The following is an 18,687-nucleotide window of genomic DNA, read 5'->3' on the forward strand; positions in this document are numbered from 1 at the left end:
AGCATAAGATGAAATTGAAGTTCTCAATTTATCGTTACAATCCAGATGTCGATAATGCCCCTCGCATGCAGGACTACGAACTGGAAGTGGAAGAAGGCCGCGACATGATGGTGCTGGACGCGCTGATCCTGTTAAAAGAGCAGGATCCTACTCTGGCCTTCCGTCGCTCTTGCCGTGAAGGTGTTTGTGGGTCTGACGGTGTTAACATGAACGGTAAAAATGGACTGGCCTGTATCACACCGTTGTCAGCATTAGGCAAAGGTAAAGTGACGGTGCGTCCACTGCCAGGTTTGCCTGTGGTGCGTGATCTGGTGGTGGATATGAGCCAGTTTTACACCCAGTATGAAAAGATTAAGCCTTATCTGATCAACAATGACACCAAGCCACCGGCAAGGGAATATCTGCAAAGCCCGGAAGAGCGTGAAAAGCTCGACGGTCTTTACGAGTGTATTCTTTGTGCGTGTTGCTCTACCTCGTGTCCGTCTTTCTGGTGGAATCCAGACAAGTTTATCGGTCCGGCTGGTTTGTTACACGCGTATCGTTTCCTGGCGGACAGCCGCGATACGGCAACCGAAGAGCGACTCAGTGAACTGGATGATGCGTTCAGTGTCTTCCGTTGTCACGGTATTATGAATTGTGTCAGCGTGTGCCCTAAAGGGTTGAATCCGACCAAAGCCATTGGTCAGATTAAATCCATGTTGTTACAACGCGCAGTGTAGTTGGGAGTTATCCGTCAGTGCCATGGCCTAACCAGCAGACTAGCGGATAAATGTATGTTGATAGCTGAATAGCCATCCGACATCGGGTGGCTATTTTCTTATATTTAAGGTGCCCCTATGGCAGTAGTGGCACTTGAAATATGGCACCATGGGTGCCAGTAACAATAGTTAATTCCTGTCTTAATGATTAAGGGACAAAAATGCTAGAAAGCGTGATGAAAGCATGGTGGGAATCATCTCACATGGCTGGTGGAAACGCTGCTTATATAGAAGAACTCTATGAAGCCTATCTGGATGATCCGAAGAGTGTTTCAGAGCAGTGGCGCGAAGTATTCGACCAGTTACCGAAAGTAAATGGTGTGGAGCTGGAGTCAAATCACAGCGAGATCAGGGAGCAGTTTCGCGCAATGGCGCAAATGGGGCCCATGAGTCGTGTCAGTGCAGCCCCCGCCGGCGCATCAGCCAGTGACCAGAAACAAGTCAAAGTGCTGCAGTTGATCAATGCCTTCCGCTTTCGTGGCCACCAACATGCCAACCTGGATCCCCTGGGGTTATGGAAACAGGAACGGGTCCGGGATCTTGAGCTTTCTCATCATGAACTGAGCGAGTCTGATTTCGATTCCAGCTTTAACGTGGGTTCCTATGCCATTGGCCAGGAAACCATGCCACTGGGAGAGCTGTTTAAGTCTTTGAATCGGACTTATTGTGGCTCTATCGGTGCAGAATACATGCACATCACGAACACCGAACAGAAACGTTGGTTGCAGCAGCGTTTTGAGTCGGTTCAGGCCCAGCCCACCTTCGAACGCGACACCAAAATTGGCATTCTCAAAGGCCTGGTTGCCGCCGATGGTATGGAAAAGTATCTCGGGTCTAAGTTCCCAGGTGCTAAACGCTTCTCACTGGAAGGTGGCGATGCGCTGATTCCCATGCTCAAGAATCTGATCAGTCATGCCGGCACAAACGGTGCAAAAGAAGTGGTTATCGGTATGGCGCACCGTGGCCGCTTAAATGTCCTGGTAAACGTACTGGGTAAGAATCCTTCGGTATTGTTTGACGAGTTTGCCGGTAAGCATGATGAGTCGCTGGGCTCGGGTGATGTGAAGTATCACGCCGGTTATTCATCTGACTTTGCAACGCCTGGTGGTAACGTGCACCTGGCCCTGGCGTTTAACCCATCGCACCTTGAGATTGTGAATCCGGTGGTGATCGGATCCGTGCGCGCACGTCTTGACCGTCGTGGCTGCAAAGATGGATCGGCGGTACTGCCCGTGACCATTCACGGTGACTCGGCCATTGCCGGTCAGGGCGTGGTGCAGGAAACCTTCAACATGTCACAGACGCGGGGCTTTGCCGTTGGCGGCACCGTACGCATTGTGATCAATAATCAGGTTGGCTTTACCACCTCCAAAATTGAGGACACCCGTTCTACGCAATACTGTACCGATATTGCCAAAATGGTGCAGGCACCGATTTTCCATGTGAATGCGGATGATCCTGAAGCGGTTGTGTTTGTCACCAACCTGGCGATCGATTATCGCAACACCTTCAAACGGGATGTGGTGATTGATTTGGTTTGTTACCGTCGCCATGGTCACAACGAGGCCGATGAGCCGAGTGCGACCCAGCCGGTCATGTACAAAAAGATTAAGAAGCACCCTGTTGCCCGTCAGCTCTATGCTGATCAATTGATGGCGGAAGGGATCATTGAAAAACACGAGGCCGAGAAGCTGGTCAGCGATTACCGTGCGGCGCTGGATCACGGGGCTTGCGTGGTGGATGAATGGCGCCCGATGACCGAGCATTCCGTAGATTGGTCACCTTATATTGGTCATGACTGGGATACCCAGTATGACGGTAAGCTGTCAGTTGAAAAAATTAAGGCGCTGGGCGAGCGTATCTGTCACTTCCCTGAAGAGTTTGCGCTTAACTCGCGGGTGAAAAAACTGTATCAGGACAGAGCGGCCATGATCGCCGGTGACAAAAAGCTGGACTGGGGTTGTGCAGAACTTCTGGCTTATGCCGCTATTGTCGATACAGGCAGTCGTATTCGTATCAGTGGTCAGGATTCAGGCCGAGGTACCTTCTTCCATCGCCATGCGGTATTGCATAATCAGGAAGATGGTCAGACCTACATGCCATTGCAGCATGTCTCAGATGAGCAGGGGCCTATTGAGATTTATGACTCTGTGTTATCTGAAGAAGCCGTTATGGCCTTTGAATATGGCTATTCCACAGCAGAGCCAGGGTGCCTGACAATCTGGGAAGCGCAGTTTGGTGACTTTGCCAATGGCGCGCAGGTTGTTATCGATCAGTTCCTCAGTTCCGGTGAGCACAAATGGGGCCGTCTGTGCGGTTTGACCCTGTTGTTGCCCCATGGATACGAAGGGCAGGGGCCAGAGCACAGTTCTGCCCGTCTCGAACGCTTCTTGCAGTTATGTGCTGATCACAACTGGCAAATTTGCGTGCCATCCACACCAGCACAGGTTTACAATATGCTGCGCCGGCAGATGGTGCGTCCAATGCGCCGTCCTCTGATTGTGATGTCGCCCAAGTCGCTGCTGAGACACGCGCAGGCGACGTCAACCTTAGAGGAACTCGCTGAGGGACAGTTTAAAAATGTTATCGGTGAAATTGACGATCTGGATCCTAAGAAGGTGAAACGGGTGGTCATGTGTTCCGGTAAAGTGTTTTACGATTTGCTCGATCAACGTCGTAAAAACGAACAGGATGATGTTGCCATTATCCGCATCGAGCAACTGTATCCGTTCCCCCATGACGAGATTGCAGAAGTCATCAAGCCCTATCAACATGTGAAAGATTGGGTATGGTGTCAGGAAGAGCCTCAGAACCAGGGGGCCTGGTACTGCAGTCAGCATCATTTTTATGCTGCTATCCCGGATGGGACAAAATTAACTTATGCAGGGCGCTCTGCATCTGCTTCGCCAGCCGTAGGCTATGTTTCATTGCACAATCAGCAACAAAAAGCGCTGGTTGATGATGCATTATCGATAAAGAAATAAAGGGACCACTATGACCATTGAAATTAAAGTTCCGGTATTGCCCGAATCCGTGGCGGACGCCACTATTGCCACCTGGCACGTTAAGCCGGGTGACAGTGTTTCCCGAGATCAGAATCTGGTGGACATTGAGACCGACAAAGTGGTTCTTGAAGTGGTCGCGCCAGCCGATGGCGTGATTGGCGAAATCATCGAAGAAGAAGGCGCCACGGTGGGCGCCGAGCAGGTCATTGGTAAGCTGGACGAAGGTAAGTCTTCAGGCTCAACATCTGACAAGAGCTCATCTGATGACGATGATAGCGATGGTGACGATAAAGACACCGAAAAGAAAACCGCGTCCACCAGCGGCAAGGGCGAGAACATGGAAATTAAGGTTCCTGTGTTACCCGAGTCAGTTGCCGATGCCACCATTGCCACTTGGCATGTAGAGCCTGGTGAGTCGGTGTCCAGAGATCAGAATCTGGTGGATATTGAAACCGATAAAGTGGTGTTGGAAGTGGTCGCCCCGGCAGATGGCTCAATTTCAGAGATTCTGGCCAAAGAAGGTGACACGGTTACCGCTGAAGAGGTGATTGCGAATTTCAGCGCCGGTGCCTCAGGTTCTGGCGCATCAAAAAGCAGCAAACAGGAAGAGAAGTCTGAAGCCGAGTCTGAGGAAGGGAGCAGCGATGCACTCAGCCCCTCGGTTCGTCGTTTGTTAGCCGAAAAAGGTGTGGATGCCGCGAAAGTTAAAGGGACCGGCAAAAACGGCCGTATCACTAAAGAGGACGTTGAAAAGTATCTGAAATCAGACAATACGTCTGGTGACAAAGCCTCAGGTGAACAGGCGACACCTGCTGCGGTAGCCGGTACCGCTGACCGTACCGAAAAACGCGTACCGATGACACGCTTACGTAAGACGATTGCCAATCGCTTGCTTGAGGCGAAGAACTCTACAGCAATGCTGACCACCTTCAATGAAGTGAATATGAAGCCGGTAATGAGTCTGCGCAAACAGTATCAGGAAGCGTTCGAGAAGCGCCACGGTGTGCGTTTAGGCTTTATGTCGTTTTATGTTAAGGCCGTTGTCGAAGCCCTCAAGCGCTTCCCTGAGGTGAATGCTTCTATTGACGGTGATGACATCTGCTATCACAACTATTTTGATATCTCTATGGCGGTTTCTACCCCACGTGGACTGGTGACACCGGTGCTGCGGGATTGCGATCAGTTGTCCATGGCCGATATTGAGAAAGGGATCAAGGATCTGGCCATCAAAGGCCGTGACGGTAAGCTGTCGATGGCCGACCTGCAGGGAGGTAATTTCACCATTACCAATGGCGGTGTGTTTGGATCATTGATGTCAACGCCCATTATCAACCCGCCACAAAGCGCTATCCTGGGCATGCATAAGATCCAGGATCGCCCCATGGCGGTGGACGGCAAGGTAGAAATTCTGCCAATGATGTATCTGGCATTGTCTTATGATCACCGCATCATCGATGGTAAAGAATCGGTGGGCTTTTTGGTGACCATCAAAGAATTGCTGGAAGATCCCACACGTCTGTTGCTGGACGTGTAACGAAGTGAGTGATGTTGCTGGTGCAGCATCACCTAAGAACAGGCTCTGCTATGGTTAGTTGTAGCAGAGCAGCGTGCTTAGTTCGCTGATTGTTCTAAGTGCACGCGGTTTAATTCAGTTGCTATTAGGCCGCGAACTGGGGGGGACCCCGCGAGCCGGCGCTGGTGCCGGATAACCCGCCGGAATGTGAATTTCGGTAAATTCTTACTGCATATGCAGTTTTTCGCAAAAAACGGAAAGAACACCATGAACTTGCATGAATATCAGGGCAAAAAACTCTTTGCCGAATATGGTTTACCCGTTTCCGAAGGGTATGCTGCTGAGACTCCTCAGGCAGCAGTAGAAGCCGCAGAACGTATCGGCGGCAGTGAATGGGTGGTGAAATGCCAGGTGCACGCCGGTGGCCGTGGTAAGGCCGGCGGTGTCAAGCTGGTAAAAACCAAAGATGAAATTCGTCAGTTTGCTCAGCACTGGCTGGGTAAAAATCTGGTCACATATCAGACCGATGAGCATGGCCAACCGGTTAACAAAATCCTGGTTGAGTCCTGTACCAATATTGATAAAGAACTTTATCTGGGTGCAGTAGTGGACCGTGCCACTCGTCGTATTGTCTTTATGGCGTCTACTGAAGGCGGTGTGGAGATTGAGAAAGTTGCTGAAGAAACACCTGAGAAAATCCTCAAGGCAGCGGTTGATCCGCTGGTAGGTGCGCAACCTTATCAGGCCCGCGAAATTGCCTTTAAACTGGGTCTTGAAGGGGTTCAGGTTAAACAGTTCACTAAAATCTTCATGGGTCTGGCAAAGATGTTTGAAGAGCTGGACGTGGCACTGATTGAAATTAACCCGCTGGTCATTACCAGTGATGGTGATCTGCACTGTCTGGATGCCAAGCTGGTTATCGACAGCAACGCGCTGTACCGTCAGCCTAAAGTCCAGGATATGCATGATCCGTCTCAGGAAGATGCTCGCGAAGCGCAGGCCGCCAAGTGGGAACTGAACTACGTTGCACTGGACGGTAATATCGGCTGTATGGTTAACGGTGCAGGCCTTGCTATGGGTACTATGGACATCGTTAAACTGCATGGCGGCGCGCCGGCTAACTTCCTTGATGTAGGGGGCGGTGCCACTAAAGAGCGTGTGACCGAGGCCTTTAAGATTATCCTGTCTGACAGCAATGTTCAGGCTGTATTGGTGAACATTTTTGGCGGTATCGTGCGTTGTGACATGATTGCTGAAGGTATCATTGGTGCGGTTGAAGAAGTTGGCGTCAATGTACCGGTTGTGGTGCGCCTGGAAGGTAACAATGCTGAACTGGGCACACAGAAACTGGAAGAGTGTGAACTGAATATTATTGCCGCTACCAGTCTGACCGATGCAGCTGAGAAAGTGGTAGCCGCAGCGGGAGGTGCAGCATGAGCGTCTTGATTGATAAAAACACCAAAGTGATTTGCCAGGGCTTTACCGGCGGTCAGGGAACATTCCACTCTGAACAGGCCATTGCTTATGGCACACAAATGGTTGGTGGTGTAACGCCCGGCAAAGGCGGTACTGAGCATCTTGGTTTGCCTGTCTTTAACACCGTGCGTGAAGCTGTTGAAGCAACAGGTGCAACGGCCTCTGTTATTTATGTACCAGCGCCATTTTGTAAAGACTCGATTGTTGAAGCGGCAGATGCCGGTATCGAACTGATCGTATGTATTACGGAAGGTATTCCCACCATCGATATGCTGTATGTAAAAGAGTATATCGCGCAAAAAGGTGTGCGCATGATTGGTCCAAACTGCCCGGGCGTGATCACACCCGATGAGTGCAAGATTGGTATCATGCCAGGTCATATCCACAAAGCCGGTAAGGTTGGCATTGTGTCCCGCTCAGGTACCTTGACTTATGAAGCCGTCAAGCAAACGACCGATGAAGGCTTTGGCCAGTCTACCTGTGTAGGCATCGGTGGCGATCCAATCCCGGGCTCTAACTTTATCGACATTCTCGAGCTGTTCGAGAAAGATGCCAAGACAGAAGCCATTGTTATGATTGGTGAGATCGGTGGTACCGCAGAAGAAGAAGCGGCAGCTTACATTAAGGATCACGTCACTAAGCCTGTGGTATCTTACATCGCCGGTGTAACGGCACCTCCAGGTAAGCGTATGGGCCATGCCGGTGCGATTATCTCTGGTGGTAAAGGAACCGCTGATGAGAAATTCAAGGCGCTGCAGGATGCTGGTGTGACGACCGTGCGTTCACTGGCAGACATTGGTAAAGCATTGCGCGAAGCGACAGGTTGGTAATCATCACCTGAGTGTGAAACGCCAAAAAACCCGCTTCGGCGGGTTTTTTTATGCGTGTATCGTCCCTGATACTCACCCGATTCGCGGGTTCACTAAAGCCGTCCTAAAGTTCTCCCGGAATTTGAATGTTCCCTGGCCGGGAACACGAGAAAGTGCGCAGTGCTCTTTGATAAAATTAAACGATCACGTTGATGAAGTTTTAAAAACATGGTTTTAGGTACATTCACCGGTAATGTCTTGTTGTTCGTCTTTATGGTGGTTGCAGGACTGACCAGTTAACAGCATACTGAGGAATGTTAATGAAACGTTAAGGAGACAGGCCAATGCCATCAACGACACACGCAGGATTTCGCTATTCCCTTATCACTCTGACAATGCTGGGGCTTACCGGTTGTCTGGGAAGTGACAGCACTGAGTTGCCAACACCCACGCCACCGCCCACCGGCGCACCTGCACCGGCCCCGGAGCCTGAGCCTTTACCCGAGCAGCCTGAGCTCAGTACCTTTGCACCTGACGGCGAGCCCGTTGCCGCCAGCATTACCTGGACGGATTATGGTGTGCCCTATGTTAAAGCCGATAACCTGGAAGGACTGGGATATGGTGTGGGCTATGCTTTTGCGAATGACAATATCTGTATTCTGGCTGACCAAATCATTAAGTTTAACGCGCAACGTTCACGGTTTTTTGGTCCTCACACACCCGGTACACAAGACAATGCCAACCTGATAAACGATTTTGGTTTCAAGGCGTTGGGGATACGCGACAATGCCGAGCAGCAGTATGATGACATGTCTGAACAAACCCGAGCACTGCTTGAGGGATATGCGCAGGGGTACAATGAATATCTCTCTACCACAGGGGTGAGTAATATAGATCCCGGATGTGCCGGACAGCCCTGGGTACAGCCAATCAGTGCCGTGGATTTGCTCACCTATGCTCAGGGGGTTGCACTGTTGCCTGGCGCCAGTAATTTTGTCGGCGCCATGTTTATTGCAGCCCCTCCGGGGCAGTCCTTTGCCCCTGTACCTGCGGCCGCAGGTCAGCTCCCGGATTCGATGAAGTTTGATGTGCAGGTTAATGGTATTCCTGATCCTAATCCCACAGAAGCCGGGTCAAATGGGTGGGCATTGGGTAAAGACCTCACTTCGAACGGGCAGGGGATGTTGCTCGCTAACCCTCATTTTCCCCATACAGGCAATCAGCGCTTTTGGCAGTTTGGTACGGAAATCCCCGGACAGCTGAAAGTGGTGGGCGGCTCACTATCGGGCATGCCCGGCATTATCAATATTGGTTTCAATGAGCATGTGGCCTGGACCCATACCTTCTCGACAGCCGATCACTTTGTTTTACACCGTTTGAACCTGAATCCGGCGGATGCTTCGGGTACCAGTTATATGATCGATGGCGAGCCGGTGGATATGACCAGCAAAACCATACAAGTGGAGGTGGCAGTGGCACCTGGTGTCACCACAACGCTACAAAAAACCAGTTATTACAGCGAGTTTGGCCCGCTCATTGTCGTGCCGGGAGCGCTGCCCTGGGGCACCGACTTTACCGGTGAGAAGGTGGCGTTTGCCATTAAAGATGCCAATTTGCCCAATTTCGATATTTTCGATCACTGGTTGGGGTTAAACCGTGCCCGCAATATCGAAGAGTATAAAGAGGTATTCCAGCAACGCACCGGTATTGTGTTTAACAATGCGATGGCCACAGACAAGGATGGCAATGCTTTTTATATCGACGGTTCTTCTGTGCCCAATTTGTCAGAAGAGGCGGTAAGTGCCTGGTCATCAGACGTGTTTTATCAGAGTTTCAGTCAGGAAGCGGGATTGCCCATCGTGCCGGGTAACTCCAGTTTATACCTTTCCCAGGGCACCATGGGGTACGAACGTGCACCTAAATTGTCACGCACGGACTTTGTGCAAAACTCCAATAACAGCTATTGGCTGACCAACCCCGCTGAGCCTATTACCGATGTGCCGCTACTGTATGGCACCACCAATACACAGCAGACATTGCGCTCGAGAATGGGGCAGAAGATGCTGGCCGAAGGTGGTTCCGATAATGGGTTATTTACCCTCGCGGATCTGCGCGATGCGCTGACTAATAATCGCAATTATCTGGGTGAAGCAATCCTTGATAGCCTACTGGCAGCCTGTACCGCCAGAGGAGATGAAGGCGTACTGGTCGACGGACAGAGCGTCAGTATCGCACCTGCCTGTGATGCACTGGCTATGTGGGATGGGCGTATGAACCTGGACAGTGCCGGGGCCATGATGTTCCGTGAATTTGCGACGGAGTTTGCCAATGATCCGCAATGGCAGGTGCCATTCAATCCGCAGGATCCGGTCAACACCCCAAGAGATATCAAAGTTAACGAAACGGTTATGCAGCAACTGGCTGTGGCCATGCTGAGAATTCAGAACGCCGGACTGGAGGTGGATGCCACATTGGGCGAAGTACAGTTTGTGGAACGCAGTCTGCCTGATGGTAGTGCCTCCGGGATACGTTTGCCCTGGGCCGGTGCCAATAATGTGGAAGGGGGCTTTAATGTGTATCGCTCCAACATGGCAAATGATGGTCTGATTCTGCCTCGCCATACCTATCCGCTGTTGCCGGGCTCACAATTGAGTGAAGAGGGGCAGGGTTACCATATTACTTATGGTTCAAGCTGGAAGTTTGTGATGGCGTTTACAGAACAGGGGCCGCAGGCAGAAGGCATTCTGACCTATTCACAATCCAGAAATCTGTTTTCCGACCATTACTCAGATCAGACGCAATTGTATTCTCAGCAACCGCAGCTAAGGCCGATTCACTTTACCACAGAGGATATTGAAGCCAATGCGATTAAGACGCTGACCTTAAGTTCACAAGAATAATGTATAAAGGTTAAGCATTTATAAAAAACGCCGGTTGTCAGACCGGCGTTTTGTTTTCAGCTGAGAGCTGCTGGCGGCAAGCATGCGGTGCTCTGACGAAAATTAACTGTTACAATCGGCGTTTTGTTTCTTTATGCACTGTTATAGGGGTTCAGATGGCCGAGACTGATGTGCGTCCGTCCAATTTTATTCGTCAAATAATCGACAAAGATCTGGCTGAAGGTAAGCACCAGCAGATCCACACCCGTTTCCCTCCGGAGCCAAACGGTTACCTGCATATTGGCCACGCCAAATCCATTTGCCTGAATTTCGGTTTGGCAGAGGATTATCAGGGGCTGTGCAATTTGCGCTTCGACGACACCAACCCGGAGAAGGAGAACATCGATTTTGTTAATTCGATCAAAGACGATGTTCACTGGTTGGGTTTTGACTGGCATGGTTCAGAACGATACTCATCGGGGTATTTTGAACAACTGCACGGCTTTGCCATTGAGTTGATTGAGAAGGGGCTGGCCTATGTGGATTTTTCTGCCCAGGACAAAATGCGGGAAATGCGGGGTACGCTCAAACAACCTGGCGTGAACAGTCCTTATCGTGATACATCGGTTGAAGAAAACCTGACTCACTTTGAAAAGATGACCGCCGGAGAGTATCAGGAAGGGCAGTGCGTACTGCGTGCTAAGATTGATATGGCGTCTCCTTTTATGTGCATGCGTGATCCGGCCATTTACCGGGTTCGCTTCGCCCACCATCACCAGACCGGTGACAAATGGTGCGTGTATCCTATGTACGACTTTACCCACTGTATCTCTGATGCCATTGAGGGGATCACGCATTCTCTGTGTACCCTGGAGTTTCAGGATAACCGACGGCTGTATGACTGGGTGCTGGATAACATCACCATTGATGCCAGACCCAGGCAGTATGAGTTTTCCAGGCTGAATCTTGAGTACACTGTGCTGAGCAAGCGAAAGCTAATTCAACTGGTTAGTGAGAAACATGTGGATGGCTGGGACGATCCTCGCATGCCAACCATTGCAGGACTGCGTCGTCGTGGCTATACCCCTGCGTCCATTCGCGAATTCTGTAAGCGCATTGGCGTGACCAAAATGGACAATATGGTGGAAATGGGGGTGCTTGAATCCTGTATCCGTGATGATCTTAATCAGCATGCCGCCAGAGCGATGGCGGTATTGGACCCGGTTAAAGTGGTCATCGAAAACTACCCGCAAGATAAAACCGAGATCCTGACCGCGCCGAATCATCCTTCTGATGAGTCCATGGGGACGAGAGAAATACCCTTTAGCCGCGAGCTTTACATCGAACGCGAAGATTTCCGTGAAGAAGCGAATAAGAAGTTCAAGCGTCTGGTGCTGGGCAAAGAGGTGCGTCTGCGCAATGCCTTTTTCCTCAAAGCCGAGCGCGTGGATAAGGATGAACAGGGCAATGTTCAGACCATTTATTGTACCTACGATGCGGACACCCTGGGTAAAGATCCGGCAGATGGCCGCAAAGCCAAAGGCGTGATTCACTGGGTCAGTGCTGAACATGGCGTACCGGCAGAAATACGCCTCTATGATCGCTTGTTCAAAGTACCTAACCCGGCGGCTGAGGAGAACCTCACACAAAGCCTGAATCCTGACTCACTCAGCATTGTGGAGGGTGTTGTCGAACCGAGTCTGGTGGATGCTGAACCGGGTAAAGCGTTGCAATTTGAGCGTATTGGGTATTTCTGCAAAGACAAGCACGCCAGTAACCTGGTATTCAACCGTACTGTCAGTTTGCGGGATACCTGGGCGAAGATAGAAGGACAGTGAAACAGGTATCCGTTTTCAGAAGTCAGTTATCAGTGAAAACAGATCGTCAGAAGCGTGCCTTAGCAGGCACGCTTCTGACGATTGGCTGCTACTTCGGCTGTGCGTCCAGGCTTTGACCACTGATGTCTTTGCTCTGATCACTCATCAAATAAAGGTATACCGGCATAATCTCAGCCGGGGTCCTGAGCTTCATCGGATCTTCTCCCGGGTAAGCCTTAGCGCGCATACTGGTGCGTGTGGCCCCGGGGTTGATACAGTTAAAGCGCAGACCGCTGGACGAATACTCATCCGCCAGGACCTGCATCATGCCTTCGGTGGCAAACTTGGAGATGGCATACGTTCCCCAATACGCCCGTCCCTGACGACCCACTCCCGAGGACGTAAAGACCACTGAGGCCGTTTCACTCAGAAGCAGCACTTCCAAAAGAGCTTGTGTCATAAAGAATTCACTGTTGAGGTTAACCTGCATCACGTGTTGCCATTCCTCTACAGGGATTTGTGCAAAGGGGCGCAGGTTACCTAACACACTGGCATTGTGCAGCAAACCATCGAGCCGCCCGAACTGCTCTTTAATGGTCTGTGCCAATTGCTGGTAATGAGTCGGGGTGGCGCCATTGAGATCCAGTGGCACAATGGCCGGCTCTTTGCCCTGCTCAGCAATAATCGTATCGTAAACGGCTTCCAGTTTTTCCACCGTACGGCCAAGTAAAATCACCTCCGCACCGTGTCTGGCAAACTGCAAGGCAGCTTCCTTACCAATACCGTCCCCGGCTCCGGTGACGAGTATCACTTTGTTTTCTAATGCATTCTCTGTAACGTGGTATGAAGACATAAGGGTAGATGGCTGATTTACGATGGTGAGGATTCTAGCATCTAATGTGCAGGTTGTGGGGGCAATTCTTGTGCAAGAATTTTTGTCACAAGCGATTAACAAATCTTTGCAAAAGGCTAGCAAAGTCAATAATATTGCAGTAACTTTAACTGGTCGTACATGTTGGTGAAGCCCGCACTGGTTAAGTCATATACGCCCTGGGTGGAACAAAAACAAAAACAGGATTTTGGGGAGACACAATGAAGAAACTAATAATAAGCGCAACAGTCGCAGCCGCTATGGGGCTCTCAGGCTGTGGCGGTGAAGACACGCTTAACGATGTCAGGAATGAAGCTAGTCAGGATCCTGCTAAACCCTTCGCCCGGGTGGTATTTGATCCTGCTACCAGCAATCTGAATATTCCCAATGATCTGTTGATGATTCCTAACGGGAGCTTTTTTGATTTTACTCTCAATACCGAGGGTGATGCGCCGTTTGATCCGGCCAATCCTCGCCATGCACTGAGTGCACTGGATGGATGGTCGACTCATCATCCTTTTCAGATTCAGGTTACCATGCCTGACGGTGTTGCCTTGGATGCACAATCTGCCGGTGCCGGCGCTATTCGTTTATATGAAGCGACTCAGGCATTAGAAGGCGACAGTGCCGTTTGCCAGGGCATTGCCGCACAGGCCGCAGCGCCGGGTTTGCCCTGTGAACTGGGAACTGAACTGACCTGGGGTGTGGATTTTGTCACTCAAGTGAGTGATGCAGAAGCCGGCACCATTAGTGTGGTACCACTGAAGCCTTTAAAAGCCGCGCAGGGTTACATGCTGGTGGTAACGGATGAGTTAATGGACAATGAGGGGCGCTCTGTGCGGGGCTCAACGACTTGGGAGCTGGTCAGACAGAATCCGGAAACCAATCCTCTTGGCTCTGCTGAGCAAAAGCAGCTTCAGAATATTATTAACTTTTTTATGACTCTGCTGGGTGGTGAAGGCTTTGCCCGTGAAGATATTTCCTATGCAGCCTATTTCTCCACGCAGTCAGCCGGAACAGTGTTGTCCACGGTAAAACAGCTGCAGATTGGTCAGTTCGCACAGGCCTTCGGTGCAGCCCTTGCCGGCGGTGCCGACCAGGCAACTGCATTACAACAAGCTGCACAATATCTGCCCGTGATCCCGGTAACAGAAGCGCCGGTGGCGGATGCGTTTAGCGCCGTTGCACCCGGTGTGCTCGGGGCAGAAACCTGGGCCCAATTGCAGGCGCTGGGGCTGGACAGTTGTGCTGGACTCGCGGCGGGCATGTCAAATGCTAATGCCCAGATTGCCGGTACCGCACAGCAAGTGTTTGGTCAGCTGGGTGCGTTTTGTGCCGCCAGCCTCAAGCAAGGCTCTATCACATTGCCTTATTACCTGAGCACTACAAACCCTACGGGTGACTGGTGGCGTGCTGCCTGTACCAATGGCGCGATGTTGCAGCTGTTAGGACAGGAGCAGGTAGCCGCGCTGATTTCACAGGGGCAGGTCGGGGATAATAATCTTTTCTGTCAACAGGCTTCAGGTGGGCAGTTAGTAGACTTGGATTTGAGTGTGCTGGGTATTGATGATCCGCGTCACCTGACCAAGGTTAACCCGATTCCTCAGGCCCAGAGTGAACAGAACATCGAGGTACAGATTACAGTACCGGATCCCTCCTATGCCAATATGATTAATGCGCAACTGGGACAACCTTCCATTGCAAAACCAGACGCAGGCTGGCCGGTTGTGATCCTGCAACATGGTATTACATCGAAGAAACAAGACATGTTGGCGGTAACGGGTGCCTTATCGTTGGCCGGATTTGCGACGGTGGCTATTGATCATCCCTTACATGCCAGCCGTGGCTTTACCATTGATGGTGAAGCAGTGAATGCCTCAAACGGGTTTGGTGGCAGTGCGACAGATTATCTGAACCTGTCCAGCTTACTCACCGCCAGAGACAATGTGCGTCAAAGTATCGCCGACATTATGGGGCTGAGACTGGGCTTGAACGCGGTTGTTGATACTACCGGTGGAAGCGTAGACCTGGATGGAAGCAACGTTTCCTTTATGGGCCATTCATTAGGCGCCATTACCGGTACGGCAGCTGTCGGGCTGGCAAATAGCAGTTTAGGCGGCCAGTTGGCTAACTTTGATAGTATGTACGCCATGAATGCTGCGACGCTGGCTAATCCGGGCGGCGGTATTGCGGGCTTCCTGCTTGAATCGGAAGCGTTCTCGCCGCTGATTAAGGCGTCCCTGCTGTCTGAGGCACTGCCTGAATTTTCGCAGGCGCTGCAACAGTATATGCAGGCCAATGGTATTGCTGAGGTGACACCTGAGTTGCTCACGGCGTTTTATCCGGTGTTTGAATCTCAACTGAGTGCAGAACAGTTAGCGGCGGCCAATGCAACGTTCTCTGAGTTTACCTTTGCGGCACAAACGGTCATTGATGCCGGTGACCCAAATAACTATGGAGCAATGATAGGCGCCAACACGCCTGTTCATATGTTACTGGTTGTGGGCGACGGCAGCGAAATGAACCCGCCAGATCAGGTTGTTCCGGTGCAAACCAGTCTGCCACTGGCAGGCGGCCTGCCACTGGCGCAGCAGATGGGACTGCCAAGTGTCAACAGCACGACTCAGGGCAGTGGCGTAGTGAGCTTCCTGGCCGGTACACACAGTTCCATTCTGGATCCAGGTCCGAGTGCGGCCGTCACCACAGAAATGCAGCGTCAGCTGGCAACATTTATGGCGACTAAGGGCAGCACCATTCTGGTTACCGATACGTCGGTGGTGGCTCAGTAAATAACGTTTAAGTCGTAAAAATAAAGCCAGATCCTATGCAGGGTCTGGCTTTTTTATTGGTAATAAGGGCACAAACACAAGCAACAGGCTGGCCGTTCTTCAGCCGTTAAGCGAAGTGTCTGTCATGAATATCAGCGCTGTTCGTTTCAGGCGGCGCAGAGCAACGATTGAATACCGTATTATTGGCCTTATTATATTCACTGGCTTTTTGACTAAATGGAGTGTCAACCTTGGAATTTTTATATGAGTACGGCTTATTTGCGGCTAAGGCCATTACGCTGGTTGTGGCGTTACTGCTGGCTGTGGGTGGAATTGTAGGTCTGGCGAGCAAACAAAAGCAGCGAAAAGGTGAACTGGAAATTAACTCCATTTCAGAGCGTCTTGATGAGTTGAAAGAACAGGCGAATCAGCTGCTGCTGGATAAAGATGAAGTTAAAAAGCTTCAAAAAGAAGAGAAAAAACGCAAAAAAGCAGAGAAAAAATCTGCCGAAAAACCTTCCACAAACCTCTTTGTGGTGGATTTCAAAGGCTCGATGGATGCCCATGAAGTGGACTGTCTCAGAGAAGAGGTGACAGCCATACTCTGTGTCGCTAAGCCTGAGGACCAGGTATTAGTGCGCCTTGAGTCAGGCGGTGGGGTGGTGCACGGATATGGTCTGGCCGCATCACAGCTGCAGCGTTTACGCGATGCTAATATTCATCTGACCGTGGCCGTTGACAAGGTGGCCGCCAGTGGCGGTTACATGATGGCCTGTGTTGCCGATAAGATTATCGCCTCTAAGTTTGCCATTATCGGCTCAATTGGCGTCATTGCTCAGCTACCCAACTTCAATAAGCTGCTTAAGAAGCACGATATTGACTGGGAACAGCACACGGCCGGGCAATATAAGCGAACGCTGACTCTGTTCGGGGAAAACAATGAGGCCGGACGGCAGAAATTTCGTGATGAGCTTGAGCAGGTACATGGCCTGTTTAAAGACTTTGTGGCCGAACACCGTCAGGAACTGGATCTGGATAAAGTGGCGACCGGCGAGTATTGGTATGGGATTCAGGCCAAGGAAATGAAGCTGGTTGATGCGTTGAGCACCTCAGATGATTATCTGCTCAGTGCCAATCAGACCCATAAAATCTATCAGGTAAAATACAGCCTGAAGAAAAATCTCATGGATAAATTTGGTAAAGCCGCGAGCATCGCCATTGAATCCACCATCGGCCGCTTATGGCAAAAGTCCCAGCATCCTGGGGTCTAAGCTGTCAGTAATCAGCTGTCAGTTATCAGTGTTTGCTGACGACTGATAGCTGAAGACTGACACGTGCTCCTGTTTATTTATTCTTTTCAAAGTGCTCAAAGTCGACATCTTCTTCTCGACTGCCGGCATCGATATCATTAAAGCGAGCCTCGTCAAGTTCACCTTCACTCTTGGCGACAATAGTGGCAACAGTACAATCACCGGTCACATTCACTGCTGTACGGGTCATATCCAGTAATCTGTCTACACCGATAATCAGAGCGATCCCCTCTACAGGGAGTCCTACTTGTTGCAGCACCATGGCCAGCATGATCAGCCCCACGCCCGGCACACCAGCGGTGCCAACAGAAGCCAGTGTGGCGGTCAGAATTACCATGAGATAATCCGTGACAGACAGGTCAACCCCATACACCTGCGCAATAAAGACCGTCGCTACTCCCTGCATGATCGCTGTGCCATCCATATTGATGGTGGCGCCCAGTGGAATGGTAAAAGATGACACTGAATTACTGATACCCAGCTTATTTCTTGCCGTTTCCAGTGTCACCGGCAGGGTCGCACTGCTGCTGGAGGTACTAAAAGCAAACAGCGCGGCATCGCGCATCTTGCGCAGCAGCATTACCGGGTTCATACCTGAAAGCAATTTCAGGATGATCGGATAGGTCACCAGACCATGTATGGCCAGCACAAAGAGCACCAGGAAGAAGTATTTAATCAGGCTGGCGAAGGTATCAAATCCTATGGTAGCCGCCAGCTTGGCCATCAGGGCAAAGACACCATAGGGTGCCAGGTTCATCAGAATCGTTACCAGGCGCATTACCACTTTGTTGAGGTCTTCAAAGACTTTCCCCAGTCTGTCACCGGCACTGCCTGCCATCGCCATGGCAACACCAAAGAGCACTGCAAATACTATAATTTGCAGCATATTACCCTCCGCCATCGCATTAATGGGGTTGGTGGGGAACATATTAATAATGACTTCCGCTAATGAAGGCGCTTCACTGGCAGTAAACTCAGCTTCTGTTTCCAGGTTAATACCTTCGCCGGGTGATACCAGGATCGCGAAACTGATGGCAAGGGTAATGGCTATGGCGGTGGTCAGCAGGTAAAGGCCGATGGACTTTCCGCCCATTCTGCCCAACTTACTTGGTTCGGAAAGATTGCAGGTGCCACATACCAGAGAAATGAACACCAGGGGTACAACCAGCATCTGCAAACTGGCGATAAATATCTGACCTATAACGTTAAATATACCATCGACTAGAAGTGCATACGTTGAAACGTTAAGCCCGAATACCCCAAACGTAAAATCTCCGCTATCATCAAACAAGGTTCGCAGAAGGATTCCGGTAAGTATTCCGGCTAACATGCCGAAAAAGATTCTTGTGGTTAAGCTGTGTTTTTTATCAGGGGTTGCCATAGAGTTTCCGGTTATTGTTCTTATTAGCGGCTAAGACTAACAAGTTTGATGGGTAAGCTGAACTGAAAAAAATGACAATGGGTTCAGATTTCCCACATTA

At 50.7% G+C, this 18,687-nt stretch carries 11 protein-coding genes; 9 read left to right on the plus strand and 2 right to left on the minus strand.

What is annotated here, in order from left to right:
* The first annotated feature begins 8 nt into the window (after positions 1–8).
* The 7 genes from CCY32_RS00125 to glnS all read left to right on the plus strand — a co-directional run bounded on the left by CCY32_RS00125 (position 9) and on the right by glnS (position 12,278).
* Positions 9–719 carry a succinate dehydrogenase iron-sulfur subunit gene (locus CCY32_RS00125; protein ID WP_088328336.1) on the plus strand — a complete coding sequence of 237 codons (711 nt, stop codon included), beginning with the start codon at positions 9–11 and terminating at the stop codon, positions 717–719.
* A 200-nt stretch (positions 720–919) separates the two neighbouring features.
* Positions 920–3,742, plus strand: a complete 2,823-nt coding sequence (locus tag CCY32_RS00130) for a 2-oxoglutarate dehydrogenase E1 component (RefSeq protein ID WP_088328337.1) — start codon at positions 920–922, stop codon at positions 3,740–3,742.
* Positions 3,743–3,752: 10 nt separating this feature from the next.
* Entirely contained in the window at positions 3,753–5,297 is a 1,545-nt protein-coding gene (gene odhB / locus CCY32_RS00135) for a 2-oxoglutarate dehydrogenase complex dihydrolipoyllysine-residue succinyltransferase (protein ID WP_088328338.1), read from the plus strand.
* A 246-nt stretch (positions 5,298–5,543) separates the two neighbouring features.
* Positions 5,544–6,713, plus strand: coding sequence for an ADP-forming succinate--CoA ligase subunit beta (gene sucC / locus CCY32_RS00140; RefSeq protein ID WP_088329195.1), 1,170 nt, complete (start codon positions 5,544–5,546; stop codon positions 6,711–6,713).
* Entirely contained in the window at positions 6,710–7,582 is an 873-nt protein-coding gene (gene sucD / locus CCY32_RS00145) for a succinate--CoA ligase subunit alpha (RefSeq protein WP_088328339.1), read from the plus strand. The genes sucC and sucD overlap by 4 nt, the downstream gene beginning before the upstream one ends.
* Before the next feature lie 323 nt (positions 7,583–7,905).
* Positions 7,906–10,461 (plus strand): acylase, encoded by a 2,556-nt coding sequence (locus CCY32_RS00150; protein WP_088328340.1) that lies wholly within the window; start codon positions 7,906–7,908, stop codon positions 10,459–10,461.
* A 155-nt stretch (positions 10,462–10,616) separates the two neighbouring features.
* The gene (gene glnS, locus CCY32_RS00155; protein WP_088328341.1) at positions 10,617–12,278 is read left to right on the plus strand and encodes a glutamine--tRNA ligase; all 1,662 of its coding nucleotides are present in this window, start codon (positions 10,617–10,619) and stop codon (positions 12,276–12,278) included.
* 88 nt (positions 12,279–12,366) lie between these two features.
* Here glnS and CCY32_RS00160 read toward each other — a convergent pair whose 3' ends face one another.
* Positions 12,367–13,110, minus strand: a complete 744-nt coding sequence (locus tag CCY32_RS00160; protein WP_088328342.1) for a YciK family oxidoreductase — start codon at positions 13,108–13,110, stop codon at positions 12,367–12,369.
* A 239-nt stretch (positions 13,111–13,349) separates the two neighbouring features.
* Here CCY32_RS00160 and CCY32_RS00165 point away from each other — a divergent pair, with 239 nt between their 5' ends.
* Together CCY32_RS00165 and sohB are read left to right on the plus strand one after the other, a co-directional pair.
* Positions 13,350–15,917: a VolA/Pla-1 family phospholipase gene (locus CCY32_RS00165; RefSeq protein ID WP_088328343.1), complete on the plus strand. Its 2,568-nt coding sequence runs from the start codon at positions 13,350–13,352 to the stop codon at positions 15,915–15,917.
* A gap of 230 nt (positions 15,918–16,147) precedes the next feature.
* Entirely contained in the window at positions 16,148–17,167 is a 1,020-nt protein-coding gene (gene sohB, locus CCY32_RS00170) for a protease SohB (protein WP_088328344.1), read from the plus strand.
* 73 nt (positions 17,168–17,240) lie between these two features.
* Here the strand turns inward: sohB and CCY32_RS00175 are convergent, their stop codons facing one another.
* Positions 17,241–18,587, minus strand: a complete 1,347-nt coding sequence (locus CCY32_RS00175; protein WP_088328345.1) for a dicarboxylate/amino acid:cation symporter — start codon at positions 18,585–18,587, stop codon at positions 17,241–17,243.
* Between the last annotated feature and the right edge of the window lie 100 nt (positions 18,588–18,687).

Source organism: Lacimicrobium sp. SS2-24 (genome assembly GCF_002201535.1).
GTDB lineage: Bacteria > Pseudomonadota > Gammaproteobacteria > Enterobacterales > Alteromonadaceae > Lacimicrobium.